14 protein-coding genes are annotated in these 18,910 nt (G+C 58.0%); 12 read left to right on the top strand and 2 right to left on the bottom strand.

The annotated features are described in order from the left end of the window. Positions 1 to 38: 38 nt before the first annotated feature. From P272_RS0106175 to dnaG, 7 genes are all read left to right on the top strand, one after another. On the top strand, positions 39 to 2,042 hold the full coding sequence (locus tag P272_RS0106175) for a RecQ family ATP-dependent DNA helicase (RefSeq protein WP_044097849.1): 2,004 nt from the start codon (positions 39 to 41) through the stop codon (positions 2,040 to 2,042). A 78-nt stretch (positions 2,043 to 2,120) separates the two neighbouring features. Further along, entirely contained in the window at positions 2,121 to 2,603 is a 483-nt protein-coding gene (locus P272_RS0106170) for an S-ribosylhomocysteine lyase (RefSeq protein WP_029678668.1), read from the top strand. Between the two features lie 424 nt (positions 2,604 to 3,027). After that, a complete protein-coding gene (locus P272_RS0106160) occupies positions 3,028 to 3,630 on the top strand; it encodes a hypothetical protein (protein ID WP_044097847.1) in 603 nt (200 codons plus the stop codon). A gap of 42 nt (positions 3,631 to 3,672) precedes the next feature. After that, positions 3,673 to 5,031, top strand: a complete 1,359-nt coding sequence (gene alr, locus P272_RS0106155) for an alanine racemase (protein WP_029678666.1) — start codon at positions 3,673 to 3,675, stop codon at positions 5,029 to 5,031. Positions 5,032 to 5,101: 70 nt separating this feature from the next. After that, entirely contained in the window at positions 5,102 to 5,560 is a 459-nt protein-coding gene (locus P272_RS0106150; RefSeq protein WP_044097846.1) for an Ohr family peroxiredoxin, read from the top strand. Between the two features lie 18 nt (positions 5,561 to 5,578). After that, positions 5,579 to 6,862, top strand: a complete 1,284-nt coding sequence (locus P272_RS0106145; RefSeq protein ID WP_029678664.1) for a deoxyguanosinetriphosphate triphosphohydrolase — start codon at positions 5,579 to 5,581, stop codon at positions 6,860 to 6,862. Between the two features lie 57 nt (positions 6,863 to 6,919). Beyond that, positions 6,920 to 9,010 carry a DNA primase gene (dnaG, locus tag P272_RS0106140; RefSeq protein ID WP_029678662.1) on the top strand — a complete coding sequence of 697 codons (2,091 nt, stop codon included), beginning with the start codon at positions 6,920 to 6,922 and terminating at the stop codon, positions 9,008 to 9,010. A gap of 92 nt (positions 9,011 to 9,102) precedes the next feature. On the opposite strand, the gene P272_RS0106135 is transcribed toward dnaG, so the two are convergent. After that, complete coding sequence (locus P272_RS0106135; RefSeq protein ID WP_029678661.1) at positions 9,103 to 11,022, bottom strand: alpha/beta hydrolase; 1,920 nt, start codon at positions 11,020 to 11,022, stop codon at positions 9,103 to 9,105. A gap of 564 nt (positions 11,023 to 11,586) precedes the next feature. On the opposite strand from P272_RS0106135, the gene P272_RS0106130 reads away from it, so the two are divergent. Further along, positions 11,587 to 12,360, top strand: coding sequence for an HAD family hydrolase (locus P272_RS0106130; protein WP_081709076.1), 774 nt, complete (start codon positions 11,587 to 11,589; stop codon positions 12,358 to 12,360). 10 nt (positions 12,361 to 12,370) lie between these two features. On the opposite strand, the gene P272_RS0106125 is transcribed toward P272_RS0106130, so the two are convergent. Beyond that, positions 12,371 to 12,703: a nucleotide pyrophosphohydrolase gene (locus P272_RS0106125; RefSeq protein WP_029678659.1), complete on the bottom strand. Its 333-nt coding sequence runs from the start codon at positions 12,701 to 12,703 to the stop codon at positions 12,371 to 12,373. 67 nt (positions 12,704 to 12,770) lie between these two features. On the opposite strand from P272_RS0106125, the gene P272_RS0106120 reads away from it, so the two are divergent. The 4 genes from P272_RS0106120 (at position 12,771) to P272_RS0106105 (ending at position 18,854) form a co-directional block, all read left to right on the top strand. Continuing rightward, entirely contained in the window at positions 12,771 to 14,924 is a 2,154-nt protein-coding gene (locus tag P272_RS0106120; RefSeq protein ID WP_029678657.1) for a DUF2075 domain-containing protein, read from the top strand. 105 nt (positions 14,925 to 15,029) lie between these two features. Further along, the gene (uriH, locus tag P272_RS0106115; protein ID WP_029678656.1) at positions 15,030 to 15,974 is read left to right on the top strand and encodes a uridine-preferring nucleoside hydrolase UriH; all 945 of its coding nucleotides are present in this window, start codon (positions 15,030 to 15,032) and stop codon (positions 15,972 to 15,974) included. A 5-nt stretch (positions 15,975 to 15,979) separates the two neighbouring features. Further along, complete coding sequence (uriT, locus tag P272_RS0106110; RefSeq protein WP_029678655.1) at positions 15,980 to 17,428, top strand: uridine transporter UriT; 1,449 nt, start codon at positions 15,980 to 15,982, stop codon at positions 17,426 to 17,428. A gap of 244 nt (positions 17,429 to 17,672) precedes the next feature. Then, a complete protein-coding gene (locus tag P272_RS0106105) occupies positions 17,673 to 18,854 on the top strand; it encodes an SLC13 family permease (protein ID WP_029678654.1) in 1,182 nt (393 codons plus the stop codon). Positions 18,855 to 18,910 lie beyond the last annotated feature (56 nt).

Raw genomic sequence — 18,910 nt, 5'->3', positions numbered from 1 at the left:
ACTGCTTGACTCCTGCCGGGGCAATAGACTGGGGAATCATGGTGGACATCCAGGATGCAGGGCAGGCGCTGAAGCGGTATTTCGGATATGAGTCCTTTCGCCCGGGTCAGGAGGATCTGGTCAAGGCCATCCTGAATGGGCGGGACTGCCTGGGTGTTATGCCGACTGGGGCCGGCAAGTCCATCTGCTATCAGATTCCTGCCACTCTTCTGGACGGTCTGACCATCGTCATCTCTCCCTTGGTCTCCCTGATGAAGGACCAGGTGGACGGGTTGGAGGATGCCGGCATTCAGGCCGGGTTCGTCAATTCGACCCAGGATATGGATGAGCAGTCCCTGGCCCTGGCTCAGGCCGCCCAGGGACGTAGCAAGATCCTCTATGTGGCACCCGAGCGGTTGGATGCCCCTAGATTCAGGGAATTCGCCCAGCATACAAAAATTTCCCTGCTGGCTGTGGATGAAGCCCACTGCGTATCCCAGTGGGGTCAGGACTTCCGCCCTGCCTACTTGGGCATCGGCGATTTCATAAGATCCCTGCCTAACCGGCCCACGGTGGCAGCCTTCACCGCTACGGCGACCGAGAAGGTCCGGCGCGATATCGTATACATGCTGGGCTTGGACGACCCTTACGTCGCGGTGACGGGATTCGACAGGCCCAACCTTTTCTTCGACGTGATCAAGCTGGAGAGCAAATACAAGAATCGCTGGGTGGTCCAGTATGCCCTGAAGCATGGCGATGACTCAGGCATCGTTTACTGCGCCACCCGCAAGGAGACCGAAGCCCTGGCGGATGATCTGACCAAGGCCGGTGTCGGCGCTGTCAGCTACCACGCTGGCATGGATGCCCAGGACAGGGAACAGGCGCAACGGGACTTCGTCAACGACAAGGTGCAGGTGGTCGTGGCCACCAATGCCTTCGGTATGGGCATCGACAAGTCCAATGTGCGCTATGTCATCCATCACAACATGCCTGAGAGCATCGAGGCCTACTACCAGGAGGCCGGCAGGGCGGGACGCGACGGCGAGCCGGCTCGTTGCTCCCTGCTGTGGAACGAGAGCGACATCGTCACCCGCAGGCGCCTGCTGGACATGGACAACGGCAACGACAGACTGACTGGTGAGCAGGCTGAAGCCGTCAGGGCCGAACACCGGCGGTTGCTCAATGTCATGATCGGCTACTGTCGAACCACTGGTTGCCTTCACCGGTACATGCTGCGGTACTTCGGCGAAGAGGTGGACCAGGCTGCTGCAGGTCTTTCCCCTGCCGAGGCCGATAAGGGCAAATCCGTACCAGCAGGGCGTCCCGAGACGGGCAGCGGCGGCTGCCAGAACTGTTCCAACTGTTTGAGCACCTTCACGACCATCGATGTCAGCGATGTGGCCCGTGCCATCAGCAGATGCGTACATGACGTGCATCAGGGGTTCGGTTCCGCCAAGATCGCCCAGATCCTCCGTGGCTCGCGCTCGCAGGACCTTCTTCGGCGCGGGCTGGATCGGTGCCCCAGCTATGGCGTCCTGGCCCAGGTTCCAGAGGCACGAATCCGCGACGTGCTCAACCAGATGGCTTCGGACGGGTATCTGTACATCACCGAAGGACGGCTGCCTATGGTCCACTTCGGACCAAAGGCCGCGCAGACGGTCAGTCCGGACTTTCATTATGAGATCAAACGGACGGAACGCCCGAGTGCTTCAGGCAAGGTCTTTGGTGGCGGGACTTCTTCGACACTCGGCGATGACGGTCTCGAGCAGGCCGGTGCAAGCGATGCCAGCCCAGAGGACGAGGAACTTTTCCAGAAGCTGCGCGACCTGCGGACCAGCATAGCCCGCGAGATCGGCAAGCCTCCCTATATCGTCTTCTCCGACAAGGCGCTGCGCGATATGTGTCGCCTTCGGCCCGTCGATGATGCGACCTTCCTGGCTGTCAACGGAGTGGGGCAGCACAAGCTGGAGCAGTATGGACCCCAGTTCATGGGGGTCATCTCAGAGTTCTCGGCCAGAAAAGCAGTGAATGTGATCATGGGTGCCGCCGGATCTGATAGGTAGGTCGGCCTACCATGAGATATACATGACTTCATCAAGGTTGCCTTTCATACCGGGCGCCCGACAGGAAAGGAAATAACAATGGCTGACAAACCTATTGTGGAGAGCTTCCAGCTGGATCACACCAAGGTCAAGGCGCCCTATGTTCGTCTGATCGACGAGGAGAAGGGCCCCCAGGGAGACATCATCTCCAACTATGATCTGCGCTTGGTTCAGCCCAACCAGAATGCCATTCCGACTGCCGGGCTGCATACCATTGAGCACACAATCGCCGTGCTCCTGCGCGAGCGCATTCCCGGCTATATCGATTGCTCGCCTTTCGGCTGCCGGACGGGCTTCCACCTGCTGGCCTGGGGTCGTCATTCGACCGAAGATGTGGCCAAGGCTCTGAAGGAGTCGCTGGAATTCATCGCCGAAAAGGCCACCTGGGATGATGTGCCCGGCACCGAGATCACTTCCTGCGGCAACTACCGTGACCATTCGCTCTTCTCGGCCAAGCAGTGGAGCCGCGACATCGTAGCAGCTGGTATCAGCTCCGATCCTTACGAGCGCAAGCTGGTCTGAGCTTCAAAAACGTGGAAACTGGGCAAGGGCTGAACCCTGCCCAGTTTTTTTTATGAAGTCTTTCCGTCTAAAACGTGTGGTGCGAATCGGTCTCTTGCGCCTGATTTTTGGTGTTCGTTCGGGGCAAGGAGCTCCAGTGGCATGTGGTCATGCTAACCCGTCTGGTCAGCCGGCATAGCGTGGTCAACATGACCCGTGCCCGTCGTCTGCGCTCGGAAGGCCGGGTTCAGGAGAGCGCAGAATAGCCCAAACTATTCCCCGATTCGCTCAATGCGTACTCACTTCGTGACTGCCTGCTGATGGATACACTCGTACTTCGGCAATCGCGGGGGCGGGTCTCGCCCCTGCCGCACCGGTCGAGAAAGAGGTAGCCACAGTGAGCAGGTACGCGATGGAAACTGCACGTTGGATCCGTCATGCCACAATGGACGACTTTGAAGCGATCATGCCTGTCTACGCCTACGCCAGAAAGCGGATGGCCGAGACCGGCAACCCCCGTCAGTGGGGGGACAAGTATCCCCTGCCCGAGCGCATCCGCGAGGACATCGCCGGGGGCCACACCATGCTCTTGGTTGACGATGCAGCTGGTATGGATCAAATCCCTGAGGATCCCGTCTACCCTGAACCTGAGTTGGACGAGCATAAGGGCAGCCACGAGCGCATCATCGGCGTCTTCGCCCTCTTCCATGATCCGGAACCTGATTATCGGGTCATCGATGGCAGCTGGCTGGATGACCGGCCCTATACCACCATCCATCGGGTGGCTGCCTCGGGACTGGGGCGTCACGCGGCCGGGGACCTGCTTGATTGGAGCATGCGCCGGTACGAGAACATCCGCGCCGATACGGGGCTAAAGAACTATGCTATGCAGCACATCCTGGAGACTCATGGCTTCACCCGCTGCGGCAACATCATCATGCCTGAGAACAAGGAGATCGAAAACGTGCGGGTGGCCTACCAGCGGCACGATCGTCCTCTTGACCTTGCTGAGCGCGAAAGAGAGGCCAGGCGCTTGGTCACAGTCTGAGAGCGGGGCCAGACCGTCGCAGCGCCGTCGCACAATGGAGCCATGACATTGAGTGCAGCACCGGCATGGCAGTTCTCCGGGCCCGAGGGTCAGCGGCATTACGAGCAAGCTCTTCGGGCCTATCCTGGGCAGATTATCGTGGACTTGCGGACCTTGAAGGCCAATATGGCCACCCTGGTTAAGCTGGTTCATTCCACGAACCCTGGTGCTGCAGTCATGGGAGTGGTCAAGGCCGATGCCTACGGCCACGGGCTCATCCCCGCCGCTCTGGCGGCCTTGTCCGGCGGGGCCACCTGGCTGGGTACGGCCCAGTCCCGAGAGGCCCTGCGTCTGCGCCGAGCAGGCATCGGATCCGACCGTTGCCGGATTCTGTCCTGGATGTTCAATGGGGACCGCGCCCCCTTCGACCAGCTGATTCGGGCTGACATCGACCTGGGGGTCGGTTCATTGAAGACCATGGACATGGCGGCGCAGGCAGCAGATCAGGTTGGTAGGCCTGCCCGTGTCCACATCAAGGTGGACACAGGCTTCGGACGCAACGGCTTTACTCCTGAAACCTTCGGGGATGCCCTGCGCGAGCTCTCCCGCCTGGCTGCTCAGGGCCTGTTGGAGCCTGTAGGTCTTTTCAGCCACCTGGCAGTGGCCGACATGCCTGACGTTGACGAGTTCGTGTCGTCCACTGACGAGCAAATCGCCCTCTTCGAGGAGTTTTCTGACAGGATGACGGCCGCCGGCATGAAGCCCGCAATCCGGCATCTGGCCAACACCGCCGCCACGCTCACCCGTCCAGGAATACGTTATGACCTGACACGTCCTGGCATCGGCCTGTACGGATACGAGCCCGATCCCTCCATGGGGGCTTCGGCCGATTATGGTCTGCGTCCAGCAATGACCCTCCAGGCCCAGCTGGGCACCGTCAAGGATATGCCGGCCGGTCATGGCATATCCTACGGACGCACTTATCTGACGGAGAAGCCGACAAGCACGGCCATCATGCCCCTGGGATACGGCGACGGGATTCACCGATCCGCCTCAGGCTTCGACCGCGAGGGCGCTATGGGCCGAGAGCGCCTGGGTGGCCCCGTCCGTCTGATGACTCGCCAAGGGCCCAAGTTGGTTCGCGTCGCTGGCAGGGTCTGCATGGACCAGTGCGTTCTTGATCTCAAGGGTATGGCTTCCGACTTGGGGACCAGCGAAGGCGATACCGTTGTTCTCTTCGGGCCAGGTCGGGGGGAGGATCAGGCTGAGCCAACCGCAGATGACTGGGCCCGGGCTGCCGACACCATCAGCTATGAGATTTTCACTTGCCTGAGTAGTCGGATTCCACGGCTCTACGTGGGCGTGCATGAGGTGGTCGACCCCGCCGACCTGCACCTGATTGCACCTGAATCCATTCTTTGAGACAACTATCACAGGTAGAACCTAGGCTTGGGGCCTTGTCAAGGCGCAATATAAGTGGTGAGATGAAGTTATGACTACATATACAGGAAATGAACCAAATAATATATCATACACAGCTGTAGCTGACATCACCGGTGGCCGCGAGGGCCATGCGGACAGCCATGAGCCCGATCTCTCCCTGGACCTGGATACACCCAAGGCCATGGGGGGCAAGGGTCAAGGCACCAACCCCGAGCAGCTCTTCGCAATCGGCTGGGGTGCCTGCTTCCAGGGAGCCATGGGTCTGGCCGGCAAGGAGTTGCGCGTGCCGGCCACCAAGCTGGCTCAGAGCAGGGTGCGTACCCATATCTCCCTCGGCGACCAAGGCGAGTCCTTCGGTATCAAGGCTCTGATCGAGGTCTGCCTGCCCGGCGTCGATCGTGAGCTGGCCACCCGCCTGGTGGAACGCACTCAGGAACTCTGCCCATATTCCAAGGCCACGGCGGGCAATGTGCCCACTGAAGTGGTGGTCGTGGACGATTTCGACTGAACGGAGCGGACGCGCCTGATGGGCACTGACGAGGAGGGCGGATCTCGCCTGCTGGCTGAGGGCTACTCCGCCCATGATCAGGAACGGTGGGCACCGGAGCCTCCGAAGACCAGTAGCAGGACTGCCTTCGAACGTGACCGGGCGCGCCTGGTTCATTCTTCGGCGTTGCGTCGGTTGGGGGCCAAGACGCAGATCCTTGTCGCCGGCACTGACGACTTTGCCCGCACACGGCTGACCCATACCCTGGAGGTGGCCCAGATCGGACGGCAGATCGGCACCATGCTGGGCTGCGACCCCGATGTGGTGGACTGCGCCTGCCTGGCCCATGACCTGGGTCATCCGCCCTTCGGCCACAACGGCGAGCGTGCCCTGTCCTCGCTGGCCTCCGAAATAGGAGGATTCGAGGGCAACGCGCAGACCCTTCGCCTACTGACCAGGCTGGAGCCCAAGGTCTTCCACCCGGACGGACGTTCAGCAGGGGTCAACCTGACCAGGGCCGCCCTGGACGCTGCGGTCAAATATCCCTGGACCCTGGCCGAGGCCTCGGCTCATCCCAAGGGGGAGAGGACCGCCAAGTTCTGCGTCTATCCCGATGACCAGGAGGTCTTCCATTGGCTTAAGCAGGGAGCACCGCAGGCCAGCACGCCTATGGAGTGCCAAGTCATGGATCTGGCTGATGACATCGCCTACAGCGTTCACGACGTGGAGGATGCCATCGTGGTCGGCTCATTCGTGCCCGAACGACTGGCTGAGCCTCGAATCATCGATGGCGTGGTCCGGGCCGCCCGATCCTGGTATGGGGACCGTTGGAATGCTGACCAGCTGGTCCGGGCATTGGAGACCGTCCGTGGCATGTTGCCGCTGGGTTTCGATGGGTCACGCCGCGCCCTGGCTACGTTGAAGAACACCACCAGCTATCTGATAGGCCGCTTTGCCGACTCCGTGGAGGCAGCCACTCGAAGCCGTCACGGCCAAGGTCCGCTGACCAGGTACTCGGCTGGGCTGGTCATTCCTCCCCGGACCTCCTATGAGATTGTGGCCTTGAAGGGGATTGCCGTCTACTTCGTCATGGCTCCACGCGAGAAGGAACCCTTCCACGAGGAGCAATTGAAGATTGTGACTGACCTGGTTGAGGTAATGATGGCCGACTCGCCAGCACCCTCGGATGCTCTGGAGGATGTCTTCCTGGAGGATTGGCGCCAGGCGGGTTCGGATGGGGAGCGCCTGAGGGTGGCCATCGACCAGGTGGCCTCACTGACGGACGGTTCGGCGCTGGCCCTGCATTCCCTGGTCTGTCCGTAGGCCTGCGGTATTTATGCCGGGCGCAACACATCGCCCTGGGCCGGTAGGCTGGGTGTCATGTCCGGAATGATCAAGAAGGAAGACATCGAGAAGGTCAGAGCCAAGGCCGATCTGTATGAGATTGTATCTGAAAGCGTGACCCTGAAGCCTTCCGGTTCCGGTACTTACATGGGTCTGTGCCCCTTCCATGACGAAAAGTCTCCTTCTTTTTCGGTGCGTCCGTCAATGGGGGTCTGGCACTGCTTCGGTTGCGGTCTGGGCGGTGATGTCTTCACCTACGTGGAGCAGGAGGAGAACGTCGAGTTCGGCGATGCCGTCGAGATTCTGGCAGACAAGTACCAGATCGAGCTGCATTACGAAAACTCCCGTCAGGATAAGCGCCGCGGGTCCAAACGTTCCCGGTTGCTGGAGGCCAATGAGGAGGCCCAGCGTTTCTTCGTCTCGCAGATCATGAGCAAGGAGGCGTTGGCGGCGCGTAAGCTCTTGGCAGGCAGGACCTTCTCCCAGGCTGACAGCGCGCATTTTGGCTGCGGATATGCCCCACGCGGATGGGACAACCTGGTTCGCCACCTGTCCACCAAGGGTTTCACCCAGCAGGAGATGCTGGATGCCGGACTGGCCAGGCAGGGGCAACGTGGGGTTTACGACTACTTCCGGGGCAGGGTCACCTGGCCTATCAGGGATTCCACGGGTCGCACCCTGGGCTTCGGCGCTCGCAAGCTCTATGAGGACGACGGCATCAACGCCAAGTACATCAACACGCCGGACACACAGCTCTACCGCAAGAACCAGGTGCTCTACGGCATCGATTTGGCCAAGGACGCCATCGTCAAAAAGCGGCAGGTGGTCATCGTGGAAGGCTATACCGACGTCATGGCCTGCCACCTTGCCGGTGTCGACACAGCTGTAGCCACCTGCGGCACTGCCTTCGGCGAGGATCATGCCAAGATCGTCCGCCGGCTCATCTCCGACGATGCCCTTGGTGCCATTCAGCTGGTGGGGCCGGTCCAAGGCTCCCGCGTGGTCTTCACCTTCGACGGGGATGCCGCCGGGCAGAAAGCCGCCTTGCATGCCTTCGGCCTTGACGGGAGTTTTCTGACGCAGACCTTCGTGGCGGTGGCCCGGGAGAATCTGGATCCCTGTGACCTGCGCATCCGCTATGGCGATGAGGCTGTGCGATCCCTGGTAGAGCACGCCCGGCCGCTGTACGACTTCGTCATCGACACCGCCGTGGCCATGTTCGATACGCAGTACACCACCGGGCAAATGGGGGCGGTCAAGGCTGTGGCGCCCATCCTGGCCCAAATCAGGGATCGCTCCCTGGTGGGGGCCTATACCCGCAAGACCGCCAGAAAAATCGGCGTGGATCTGGATCTGCTGCGCCAGGAGGTCAACAAGGCCCGTCGCAAGCTGCATGTGAAGGATCAGGATGCCTATGCGGTCCGCACTCCTCACCGCGGTGCGGGTGAATCGGAAGGTCGCGCGGGCCATGGCAGTGACGATGCCATGCGACGCCGCAGGATACAACGTGAGGACGCCCTCCGACAGGGTTACCATCACATCGATGATTCCGTCTTCATTTGTGAGCAGCAGTTCATGGGTGTGCTTATCCAGATTCCTAGAGCGGTCGGATCGGATGCTTTCGCGCAGCTGAGTCCGGACAGTTTCGAGGTTCCTATTTTCCGCTCGCTCTATCGGGCGGTGCAGGCCGCCGGAGGGCTGCCTGACAGGAAGACGCCCCAGGGACTGTGGATGCATAATCTGACCAAGGCGGGCGGGCCCATGCTGGAGTCGGCCATCAATGAGCTGGCCGTCATGCCACTGCCGCTGAATTTGGAAAAGCAGGAGGATAAGCAGAGGGGCTCAGGACTGGGTTCCAAGAAAGGCAATGAGGGGGGCGATCAGGGCGCAGGCTCCGATGACGTGGATGTTCAGTTGAAGCAGCCTAGCGCGGAGGAGCGTCAGTACGCCTCGGAGCTGCTGGCAAGACTGCTGGATGCCACTTACATGAGGCTGATTGCCTCAGCAAAACACCGGATGAACCAGTTGCCAGACGGGCAGGAGAAGTTCGACCTTCTTGGCCAGCTCACCCAATACGAGACCCAACGCAACGAATTGCGCAACCAGGTCTTCGGCAACGCCGAGTGAACTGGTGATCAGATAGGTTAGTCCTCCCAGTCCTTGTCGAAGTTTTTCATGTAACAGGGACGGAGAGGACTTGGACTAGGTGAGGTTTCCTGTTAGGCGGGGAATGAGATCTGGGAGTTGATGCAGGTCATCACAGTGACGATGATCGCGGTAATGATGCCACCCAGATAGGGATTTCTGGTGTGACGGTAGATCGCCCGGGTCACCAGAGGCATGACGGCCAGCGGGACCAAGGGTGTCAGCATCCAGTCCGGTATCTGCGTGTTGTTGCCGAACAGGCCGTTGACTCCAGTGACGAAGAAATACCCATATCCAACCACTGCTATAAGCAGGGCCGGCAGCATGTTGAAGAATGCCAGCAGACCTATGTTGGCTGTTGAGTTCCTCCCGAATGAGGTGGAGTAATTCAGGCTATTGATGAAGACCGATGTGGTTCCGTAGGCTACAAGGAAGAAGGGCAGTAGCTTGAGCATCTCAGGAATCTTGTCAGCAGTGAATGGCCTGGCGGCCCAGTACCAGAACCTGAAATCGGAGTTGAAAAGGAACTTGCAGGTGAAGATCAGCAATATCGCCAGAAGACTCACCGTCAGTGCAAGTGTTATTGTCTGCCACAGTCTTTTTCCGCCGATAGGCAGATCCAAGTCCGAGACTTTGGTGCCCCTCTTTCGGGCATACATGCGGTACCACAGAACTGTCAGCGCAATCATGAATATGGCGTTCAGGCAGCCCCACACACCATAGAACAAGGGCATACCTTGCCGAAAGTAGTTGCCGATATGCTTGTCGACTTTCAGCCCGAACAACGTCAAGGCGCTGGCAACTGAGAAGGCGGTGGCCAACAGAAGGCAGACCCAAAGCCATACTGAACCTCCCTTATAGGCATCAGCTTGACGCATGCGTGCCGGTTCCTCTGATCCGGCCTTTTTGAAGAGGCTGGTTCTGACTAGACATAGTGTTCCATAGACCATGAAGAGCATGAGGCCGATCAGTCCAAGAAGCCCTCCGATCATTTTGACAGGATAGATATGATTGCTGTCGGCAAGGTTGGTTTGCATGTTGAAAGCTCTAACCATGAATTGAACAGCATCGGTGCATGGCTGGGATAGGAAGAGCACCGTTCCGTGCGTCCCGTTCTCCATGTAAATGACGTGCGAGGCTTGATGGCCATTGATCTGTTTGTGGTACCACCGGCCGCTGACCCCTGCCGGTGTATGGTCAGTGGGCGTGATGCCGAAGTTGAGGAAGGATCGTGCGTTATTTGATTTGAGGTACTGCGGGTTGGGCTTGATTTTGCCAGTTGACGTATCTTTTTCCTTGAAAGAGTAGTCATCGTATTTGCCTGCGAGTACTCCAACGGTGCGCTCGCGGTAGTAGTTGAAATACTTGCCATTGGTGTTTTTCTTGGCTGCTTCGACGACGTTCGTCTTGCCGGGAACATACCCGAAGGCGGCTGTCTCGTTGTCCTTATACACCGGGTCTCGGCTGACATAGAGCACGGTCTTGATCAGTGGATGCTGGCGCTTGTTGTCGATCAGGATGGATTCATGGATGGTGTTCCCACCTCTTGAATGTCCTGAAACTCCTATCCGGTCAGCATCGACGAAGGGGAGCGAGGTGAGGTATTCCACTGTGTCATAAAGTCCTCGTCCGTTTACCAGCCATTCCTGGTCATTGAGAATTTCGGATTCACCATGGCCATAAAGGTCGAAAGATACCACCACGAAACCTCTGCGAGCCCACTCAATCTGGAAGTCATCGCTTTTTTCCTTGTTGGTGTTGCCTCCGTGAGCAAAGACAATGGCAGGTGCCGGGTGTTTAGGAGAAGCTGTTTTTGGCTGGAGCATATCCATGCTCAATCGGTGGCCTGACGGCGATTCAATTTGCAACGTCTCCTTGGTAACGTGTCCCCCATCGGTTTGAGCCAGATTGGACATAAGTCCACACGCCAGACAGAGAATGAGGGAAATGGCCAGACCGACGGCTGGATTATGAATAATGTCGGATTTTTTCATGGATTCATCCTTTTTGCGATGTTTGCGTAGTCGTCCAGGATTGTTTCTTTCATTGATGATCCTCTTTGCTCATCGGGTATATGGGTGCCGAAACCAGCAACGACTACGGCAGACCTTGTTTTGGTGCAAGACAGAGCGCAGTAATCGATCCCCGTGCAGATAACCGGTAATGCCTTACTAATATAGTATTACCGGTAAGGCATGACAAATTGTTTTTTTGTACCTAATTTGGCTCTGTGGCACATTCTCAAGTACCGAGTGGGTGGGCGGAATACGCTGCGGTATTAGGCTTGAACATACAACGCCGAAGGACAGCTTTACATTACAGCCAAGAGTTCGTCGCCTATAATGCCAACCTTTCCCGATTCGCATATCAGCAGTTGGAGCATGGCCAGTCCCGACCTGGGAGTCCAGCCAATCCCAGTTTGATCAACATAATGGCAGTTGCTCAAGTGCTTAATCTGAGTCTGGATGAGCTGCTACCTGATCCATGGCCGGATCTTCATACTAAGTAATGTGCAGTAGCGCTATTCTCAAGACAAGCCCTGCCGATAGGGTGAATGCATGAATACGGAGCATCAAGAGGAAGAAAGTCGTGCCGGGTCGAATGACAAAGCCCAGTCTGCTGTGGGTCGCCGACCGCTTGCGGTCTTTTGGGACATGGACGGAACCCTGATTGATTCAGAGCCTTATTGGCATCAGGCGGAGGTTGATCTGGTGCGTGAGCATGGAGGAGACTGGAATGCCGACATGGGCTGGCAGGTTTCCGGCAAACCCCTGACCAAGGTGGCAAGGGTGATGCGAGAGCGTGGTCTTGATCTTCCTGAGGATCAGATTCCAGATTTATTGATTGATGGAGTGATCGCCATGGAGGAGCTTCACATGCCATGGATTGAAGGGGTTCGTGCCATTCTGACAGACCTGGTTGAGGCTGGAATCCCCTCGATCCTGGTCACTACTTCGCCACGCCGCATGGCTCAGGCTGTGGTCGCTAAGGCGCCCGAGGGGGCTTTTGCCGACTACGTTTGCGGTGATGATGGGCTGGCGCAGAAGCCCGATCCTGCACCCTATCTGCATGCGGCCAGTCTGGTGGGCATCAACAGCCATGATTTGATGGCCTCCTGTTTGGCTTTCGAGGATACCTTGACCGGTATCACCTCAGCTGTAGCCTCAGGAGCAACCACTGTGGCCTATACCGGCACCAACCCGGTCGACACCTCATCAGGTCCTCAGTTCACTTCCATAAATAACTATAGGGGAGTCACCGTGGATGATCTGACCGCGCTGATTGCCAAGCGACTCGGACAATCAGGATCGCTAGATGTGCGGACTTGTTGAATTGATGTAGTTAGTGCAGCGGCCGGTATTTTCGACTGGAGCCACGTGAAGTGGCCACCGGATACCTTTCAGTCGTCCTTTGCAGTTTATCCATGATAATTTGATCCATGTCCAGATTCAGCCGGTCCGCCAGCTGGATGCAATAGGTGAGCACGTCTGCCAGTTCGTCGGCCGCGTGGTCTTCATCTCCGTCCCTGGGATCATCCCCCCACTGATAGCATTCCAAGAGCTCTGCAGCTTCGATGCAGATTGATTTGGCCAGGTTGGCTGGCGTGTGGAATTGATCCCAGTCGCGCTCGTGCACAAAATTCATCACCGCTGTTTCTGTTTCCTTGCTGATCATGATCCCGAGCCTATCAGCCGGCCCTCCTGCCTTCAGATTGGTGCGGGTTCGTGGCATAGTGAAAACCATGGATTCATCAAGCGCGCCGCAGCCTGTGGTGATGACGCTGCCTTATGGCGATTTCAAAGATGAGGATTTTTCCAAGGCTATTACCGAGTACAAGCAGGCGAAAGCTGTTGGCAGTAAGGGCAGTAAGTTGGAGGGGAGGTTGCTTGAGGAGCTGTTCCTACGCTATCCCACTGTATATATTGTCTCTGCAGACGAAAGGGACAGCAGCAAAAAGCATGGTGGTGGGCCCCCTTATGTGGTTTACGTCGGGGAAACCAACGACATCCGTTCTCGAACCAGGCAGCACATTGAGCTGGATCCGCGGACCCGGACAGATTGGGAACGCTTGGTGCGATTCATGCGCAATCATCAGGACAGGGTCTGCCAGTACATTATCGGTGATCGCCACTTCAATAAGTCCTTGACCCTGGATATGGAAAATCGGTTGATGGGGTATATGCAGAGCGTCGACACGGTCAAGCTGGTTATGAACCGTAGAACCAACGCTCAGGACATGTACTACACCAGTGATGAGTTCGACAGCATCTTTTCCAAGGCCTGGCAGACCCTGCACGAGATGGAGCCCGATCTGTTCCCGGAAGAGAAGGCGATCCTGGACTCCGCCCTGTTCAAGGCCTCGCCCTTCCGCAAACTCACCGATGAACAACGGCGGGCTGAAGAGGCTGTTCTGCATGTGCTGGAGTCGGTCATTATTCAAAACCGTGATGAGGGTTTCCATTCGATGACGGAATCGACAGGTCCGGTTCGAATCAACGATAAAGCCCATACACAGGTTATTGTCGTTCAGGGTATGTCAGGGACTGGCAAGACCGTTTTGCTCAGCCATCTCTTCTACCAGATATGTGCCAGATATGGCATCTATGGGAACCTGAACGGCAGGGACGATGACCGTTCGGCAAAAGCCAGGCAGCGTTCCTACATCATTGTCAACCAGGCCGAGCAGGCTAACGTCTACAACCAGATGGCTCTGAAGCTGGGATTGCAAAAGCAACGCGGACAGTGCGTGGTTGGCGCTGTTCAGTTCATCAACCGGTTCAGCAAGCACACGAATCGAAATGGTCGGTCCACGGGCAGGGCGGCGGACCCCATGAATAGCGTGGACGCTCAGGCGGATGTGGTGCTGATTGACGAGGCGCACCTGCTGCTGACGCAAGGGTCTCAGAGCTACTCCGGAAGCAACCAGCTCTACGACATTCTGCGGCGGGCAAAAGTAGCCATCGTGGTCTTCGACCCGGAACAGGTCTTGCGTGGATCCCAGTTCGTGGATGCCCAGGAAAGTCGGCTTCTGGGATTGACGGGTTCTGAATCCGAAAAGACCTTCTCACGACCCATGATTATCCGCGAAAGGTCACGGGACGGTCAGCATGCACGCGAGGATACTTTCCAGGTCAGTCATGTTCGTTTGGATCAACAGATGCGCATTCAGGCTGACCCTGCAACCTGCGCCTGGCTGGATCGGATGACAGCCAAGGATGGCATCATTGGCCCACTGCATCCGGATCCTTGGGAGCATCCTTACGAGATCAGGGTTTTCGACTCGCCTAAGGTTTTGGAAAAGTTTATTCGCCAAAAGGACCAGGAGCAAAGGGGCGAGGGTTCCTTGGGCCTCTGCCGACTCCTAGCCACCTATGACTGGCCTTATAGCAGCAAGAATCATCCTGATCCACAGGATCCCTCAAAACACTGGCAGGTTGTGTTGCGCCAAGAGGATTCAGGCCGATGGGTGTGGGCCGAGGAGGGGCAGGATGGTGAAGGTGAATTCGCCATGCCCTGGAATTACGAGCTATATGAGGCACAGGGAAACTCTGCTGCAAATCATCGGATTGCCTGGGCTGAATTGCCTTTTACTATCGATGAGGTGGGCTCCATCTTTACCATCCAAGGTTTTGACCTCAACTATGCGGGGGTCATCATCGGCCCCTCAGTTACCTACAGGAATGGAAAAATCGAATTCAAACCAAAGCTCAGTTGCAACACGTTGGCGACCAATCGGCGGTCGGAGCCGGAGATGAATCCTGTGGATAATCTTCGGCACGAGTTCAATGTGCTGCTCAAACGAGGGGTGCACGGATTGGGGCTATTCGCGGTCGATCCCGAGCTTCGGGATCGACTGGCCTGGGCAGTGGGTGGGTTCGCCCAGGTCCGGGACTGACCAGCCTAACGCGCCTACATCGATTGAATGCCAATCAGCGGTATCATGTCCTGGGCCATGATCCATGGCCCAGGACATATTCATGAGAAAGGTGTAGGCGAGTATATGACGACGCGCAAGATCATCCTGGACTGCGATCCAGGTCATGACGATGCGGTGGCTATCCTTCTGGCAGTAGGCGATCCGCGGATCGAGCTGATCGGAGTGACTACGGTTGGCGGCAACCAGAGTCAGGACAAGGTTACCTACAATGCGAGGGCTGTGCTGGAAAAGGCTCATGCGCGCCAGGTGCCGGTCCATGCCGGATGCGATAGGCCGTTGGTGCGTCCTCAGGAAGTGGCCGCGTCCATCCATGGCCAGACCGGCCTGGACGGTGTCGAGCTGCCTGAGCCTACCCGGCCCCTGGATCCTGGCCACGCCGTCGATTGGATCATCGAGACCATCATGCGCGAGGAGCCGGGCACGGTGACTCTGGTTCCCACTGGGCCTCTGACCAACATCGCCATGGCCGTTCGCAAGGAACCCCGCATTGTTGATCGCGTCCGCGAGGTCGTGCTCATGGGCGGCGGCTACCATGTGGGCAACTGGAGCGCTGTCGCTGAATTCAATATCAAGGTGGATCCCGAGGCTGCTCATATCGTCTTCAATGAGTCTTGGCCGGTCACCATGGTGGGGCTGGACCTGACTCATCAGGCCCTGTGCACACCAGAGGTTCAGCAGCGCATCGAGGGCATCGGCACCGATTTGGCCCATTTCGTCAGCGGGCTGATGGACTTCTTCCGCAAGTCCTACCAGGACAACCAGGACTTTGTGGATCCGCCTGTGCATGATCCCTGCACCGTTGCCTATCTGATCGACCCCTCTATTGTGAGCACCCGTCGCTGTCCGGTTGATGTCGAGCTGCGCGGGGACCTGACCTGCGGGATGACCGTGGCCGACCTGCGTGGTCCCGAGCCCTCTGCCGAGGATTGCCACACCCAGGTGGCCGTCAAGCTGGACTTCCAGGGATTCTGGGACCTGGTGGTCAAGGCCATCACCGCGATTGGATGAGATCAATGAAGACTTCGAACACAGTCGAACCCAAGACTGACAAGCCCGATACCACGACCGTTGGCGGCTCAGGCTCTTCCATCGTCGCCTTGATGACGGCACTGATGGCCGCCGTCTTCGCCTTCCAGCTCAATGCCTCCATGCTCTCGCCGGCCCTGACGACCATGGGGACCGAGCTCAATGCCAGCAGATCCAGCATCGGTCTGACCCAGACGGTGTTCTTCACTTCTTGTGCGGTCTTCTCTCTCTTTCTGCCTCGGCTGGGCGATCTGGCCGGCCGCAAGAAGGTACTGCTGGGCATGCTGAGCCTGACGGCGCTGGGATGCGTGGTTTCTGCTCTGGCGCCCAATGTGACGGTGCTTATGATTGGCCGCGTCATTCAGGGAGTGGCCGGTCCGGTCGTCCCCATGACCCTGATCATGCTGCATGCCGAGGTGACTGATGAAGCCCGCTACGCCAGGCTCATGGCTGTCCTCACTGCGGTCAACGGCGGCATCGGCGGCGTGGATGCCATCCTGGGTGGCTGGTTGGCCGGCACTTTCGGCTTCCGCTCGGTCTTCTGGTTCATGGTGGCCATTGCGGTAATCGCCGTACTCCTGGTGGCCCTCTTCGCCCGTGAGAGCTATGCGGACAATCGCCCCCGCATGGACTGGGCCGGTGTGGTCTTCCTGTGCATCGCCTTCCTGGCGGCCTACCTGGCTATCAATGAGGTCGAGAAGCTGGCCCAGGCGCGCTGGATTCTGGTAGTCGTCGAGATCCTGGTGGCTGCGGTCTTCTTCATGATCTTCTGGAAAGTCGAGAGCACCACTTCGGCGCCCATGGTCACCACCACCTACCTCAAGCAGCGGCGTACCTGGGGCCTGCTGCTGACGACTCTCACCACCATGGTCGGTGTCTTCGCCATCATGAACGGGATTGTTCCGGCTCTGGCCCAGGACGGCGAGGTCGGCGTCGGCTTGAAGGCCAGTATCGTCTCCTTTGCCACACTGACCCCATATGCCCTGGTTGGCCTGGTCTTCGGCCCGGTGGCCGGGACGCTGGCCTCGCGCTTCGGCTACCTCAAGGTTCTGAGAGTGGGCCAGTTGGTCAGCGTGCTGGGACTGGTCTTTGGCATCTACGTCTGCCTGGTCCCCAGTATCTGGAGTCTGGTGCTCCTCTCCCTGATCCTGGGCGTCTCCTATGCGGGGACGGCCAACATCATGCTCAACGGGCTGGGCGTGGTTCTGTCTCCTTCGGACAACACCGGGTATCTGCCGGGACTCAACGCCGGAGCCTTCAACCTGGGTTCAGGCCTGAGCTATGCGGTCCTCTATGCATTCATGAGCGGCTTGGCGGCTTCCGGTGGAGCCCGTACCGGCTATGTGGCGGCCATGATCGGCGGCGGCGTGCTGGTGCTGATTGCCCTGGCTCTGTCCTATCTGATTCCGGATCCGGAGCGAATGAACGACAAGTAGTATTGCCATCTGATAGGGGTCCTGCAAATGCAACCTATCCGCAGGACCCCTATTCACGTTTTATGAGCATCCGACTCTGCGCCTATCCGACAAGGGTCAAAAGTCGGGGCCGGACAGACTAGCAGCCAGTAGCGCAAAGTGTTCCGACCCTGGGATCAGGGGCGGAAAATAGCGCCAGGAGAGGTCCTGTAAGCCATGGGTGGGCGCGTAAACTAAGTGAGGAATTCGTTCGCCGGAGGTGACCATGCAACATCGGGTGATCGGACTGCTGAAAAACGAGACCGTCCTGGTCGTCGCGGCAGTCGTCGCTCTCGTATCCTGCATCCTCATTCCTCCCGATCGGCAATATCTGGGTTACATCCACGTCAATACCCTCACCCAGCTGGGATCCCTGATGATGGTGGTTTGCGGATTTCAACGCATCGGGGTCTTCCATGCCATTGGTGCCGGCCTGCTGAGTCGTGTCCGCTCGGTGCGGGGCCTGGCCTTGGTCCTGGTTTCTCTGCCTTTCTTCTCCAGCATGTTCATCACGAACGATGTAGCCTTGGTCACCTTCGTGCCCTTTGCTATTGCTGTTCTCATCATGGCCGGGCTGGAAAACCATGCTCTGCTGATCATCACCCTGATGACCCTGGGTGCCAATGTGGGCAGCATGCTGACGCCCATCGGCAATGCTCATAACTTATATCTCAAGGCCCGCTCCGAGATGCCTACTGGTGAGTTCCTCCTCCTTATGGCGCCTTATGCCTTAGTTGCCGCTTTGATGCTCTTCCTGTGTTGCTGGTTCGCCTTCAGGAATCAGCATCTGAACAAGTTTGAAGGCATGGATGCGCAAGAGATTCGACGCAGTATATTAGCACCCAGGGAGGAGGGCATACAGCCTCAGGTCAAGGAGATGCAGCAGTCCAGCGGATGGCGCATCGCCATCTATCTCCTGCTCTTTCTCGTCTGCTTGCTGGGTGTGGCCAAGCTGATTCCCCAATGGGCCATGGTCCTGGTGGTGGCGGTGACTTTCCTGATCTGTGACAGGCGGATCTTTCTGCATGTGGATTGGGGACTGCTGCTGACCTTCGTGGCTTTCTTTATTTTCATAGGCAATGCCAGGCGGATCCCCCAGTTCTACAACCTGGTCAGTGGCCTGGTCAATATTCATCCTCTGATTACCTCGGTCCTGTGCAGCCAGGTCATCAGCAATGTGCCGACGGCCCTGCTGGTCTCAGGTTTTTCGACAGCCTGGCGTCCGATTATTCTGGGCACCAACCTGGGTGGGCTCGGAACCCTGGTCGCTTCAATGGCCTCACTGATTTCCTACAAGGCTGTAGTCAAGCAGTATCCAGGCAAGAAAGGCGATTACCTGAAAATCTATACCGTTTTTAATCTGCTTTTCCTCGTCGTGTTGGTTGGCATGGCCCTGCTGCTGGAGTAGACTACCCCCATCAACCAGGAATGGTGCCGCTGATATTGAGAGGGAGGCAGCAACGG

This window comes from Bifidobacterium sp. 7101 (genome assembly GCF_000499285.1).
In the GTDB taxonomy this organism is placed as follows: Bacteria; Actinomycetota; Actinomycetes; order Actinomycetales; family Bifidobacteriaceae; genus Bombiscardovia; species Bombiscardovia apis_A.
Note: the sequence above shows the minus strand (reverse complement) of the source record. Positions and strands in the feature narration are given on the sequence as shown.

Excerpts from the sequence above, each read along its gene's own strand:
- alr (WP_029678666.1), top strand. The coding sequence starts at position 3,673 with ATGACATTGAGTGCAGCACCGGCATGGCAGTTCTCCGGGCCCGAGGGT.
- P272_RS0106135 (WP_029678661.1), bottom strand. The coding sequence starts at position 11,022 with ATGAAAAAATCCGACATTATTCATAATCCAGCCGTCGGTCTGGCCATT.
- P272_RS0106105 (WP_029678654.1), top strand. The coding sequence starts at position 17,673 with ATGCAACATCGGGTGATCGGACTGCTGAAAAACGAGACCGTCCTGGTC.
- uriH (WP_029678656.1), top strand. The coding sequence starts at position 15,030 with ATGACGACGCGCAAGATCATCCTGGACTGCGATCCAGGTCATGACGAT.
- P272_RS0106170 (WP_029678668.1), top strand. The coding sequence starts at position 2,121 with ATGGCTGACAAACCTATTGTGGAGAGCTTCCAGCTGGATCACACCAAG.
- P272_RS0106125 (WP_029678659.1), bottom strand. The coding sequence starts at position 12,703 with ATGATCAGCAAGGAAACAGAAACAGCGGTGATGAATTTTGTGCACGAG.
- P272_RS0106160 (WP_044097847.1), top strand. The coding sequence starts at position 3,028 with ATGGACGACTTTGAAGCGATCATGCCTGTCTACGCCTACGCCAGAAAG.
- P272_RS0106150 (WP_044097846.1), top strand. The coding sequence starts at position 5,102 with ATGACTACATATACAGGAAATGAACCAAATAATATATCATACACAGCT.
- P272_RS0106120 (WP_029678657.1), top strand. The coding sequence starts at position 12,771 with ATGGATTCATCAAGCGCGCCGCAGCCTGTGGTGATGACGCTGCCTTAT.
- P272_RS0106130 (WP_081709076.1), top strand. The coding sequence starts at position 11,587 with ATGAATACGGAGCATCAAGAGGAAGAAAGTCGTGCCGGGTCGAATGAC.
- P272_RS0106175 (WP_044097849.1), top strand. The coding sequence starts at position 39 with ATGGTGGACATCCAGGATGCAGGGCAGGCGCTGAAGCGGTATTTCGGA.
- dnaG (WP_029678662.1), top strand. The coding sequence starts at position 6,920 with ATGTCCGGAATGATCAAGAAGGAAGACATCGAGAAGGTCAGAGCCAAG.
- uriT (WP_029678655.1), top strand. The coding sequence starts at position 15,980 with ATGAAGACTTCGAACACAGTCGAACCCAAGACTGACAAGCCCGATACC.
- P272_RS0106145 (WP_029678664.1), top strand. The coding sequence starts at position 5,579 with ATGGGCACTGACGAGGAGGGCGGATCTCGCCTGCTGGCTGAGGGCTAC.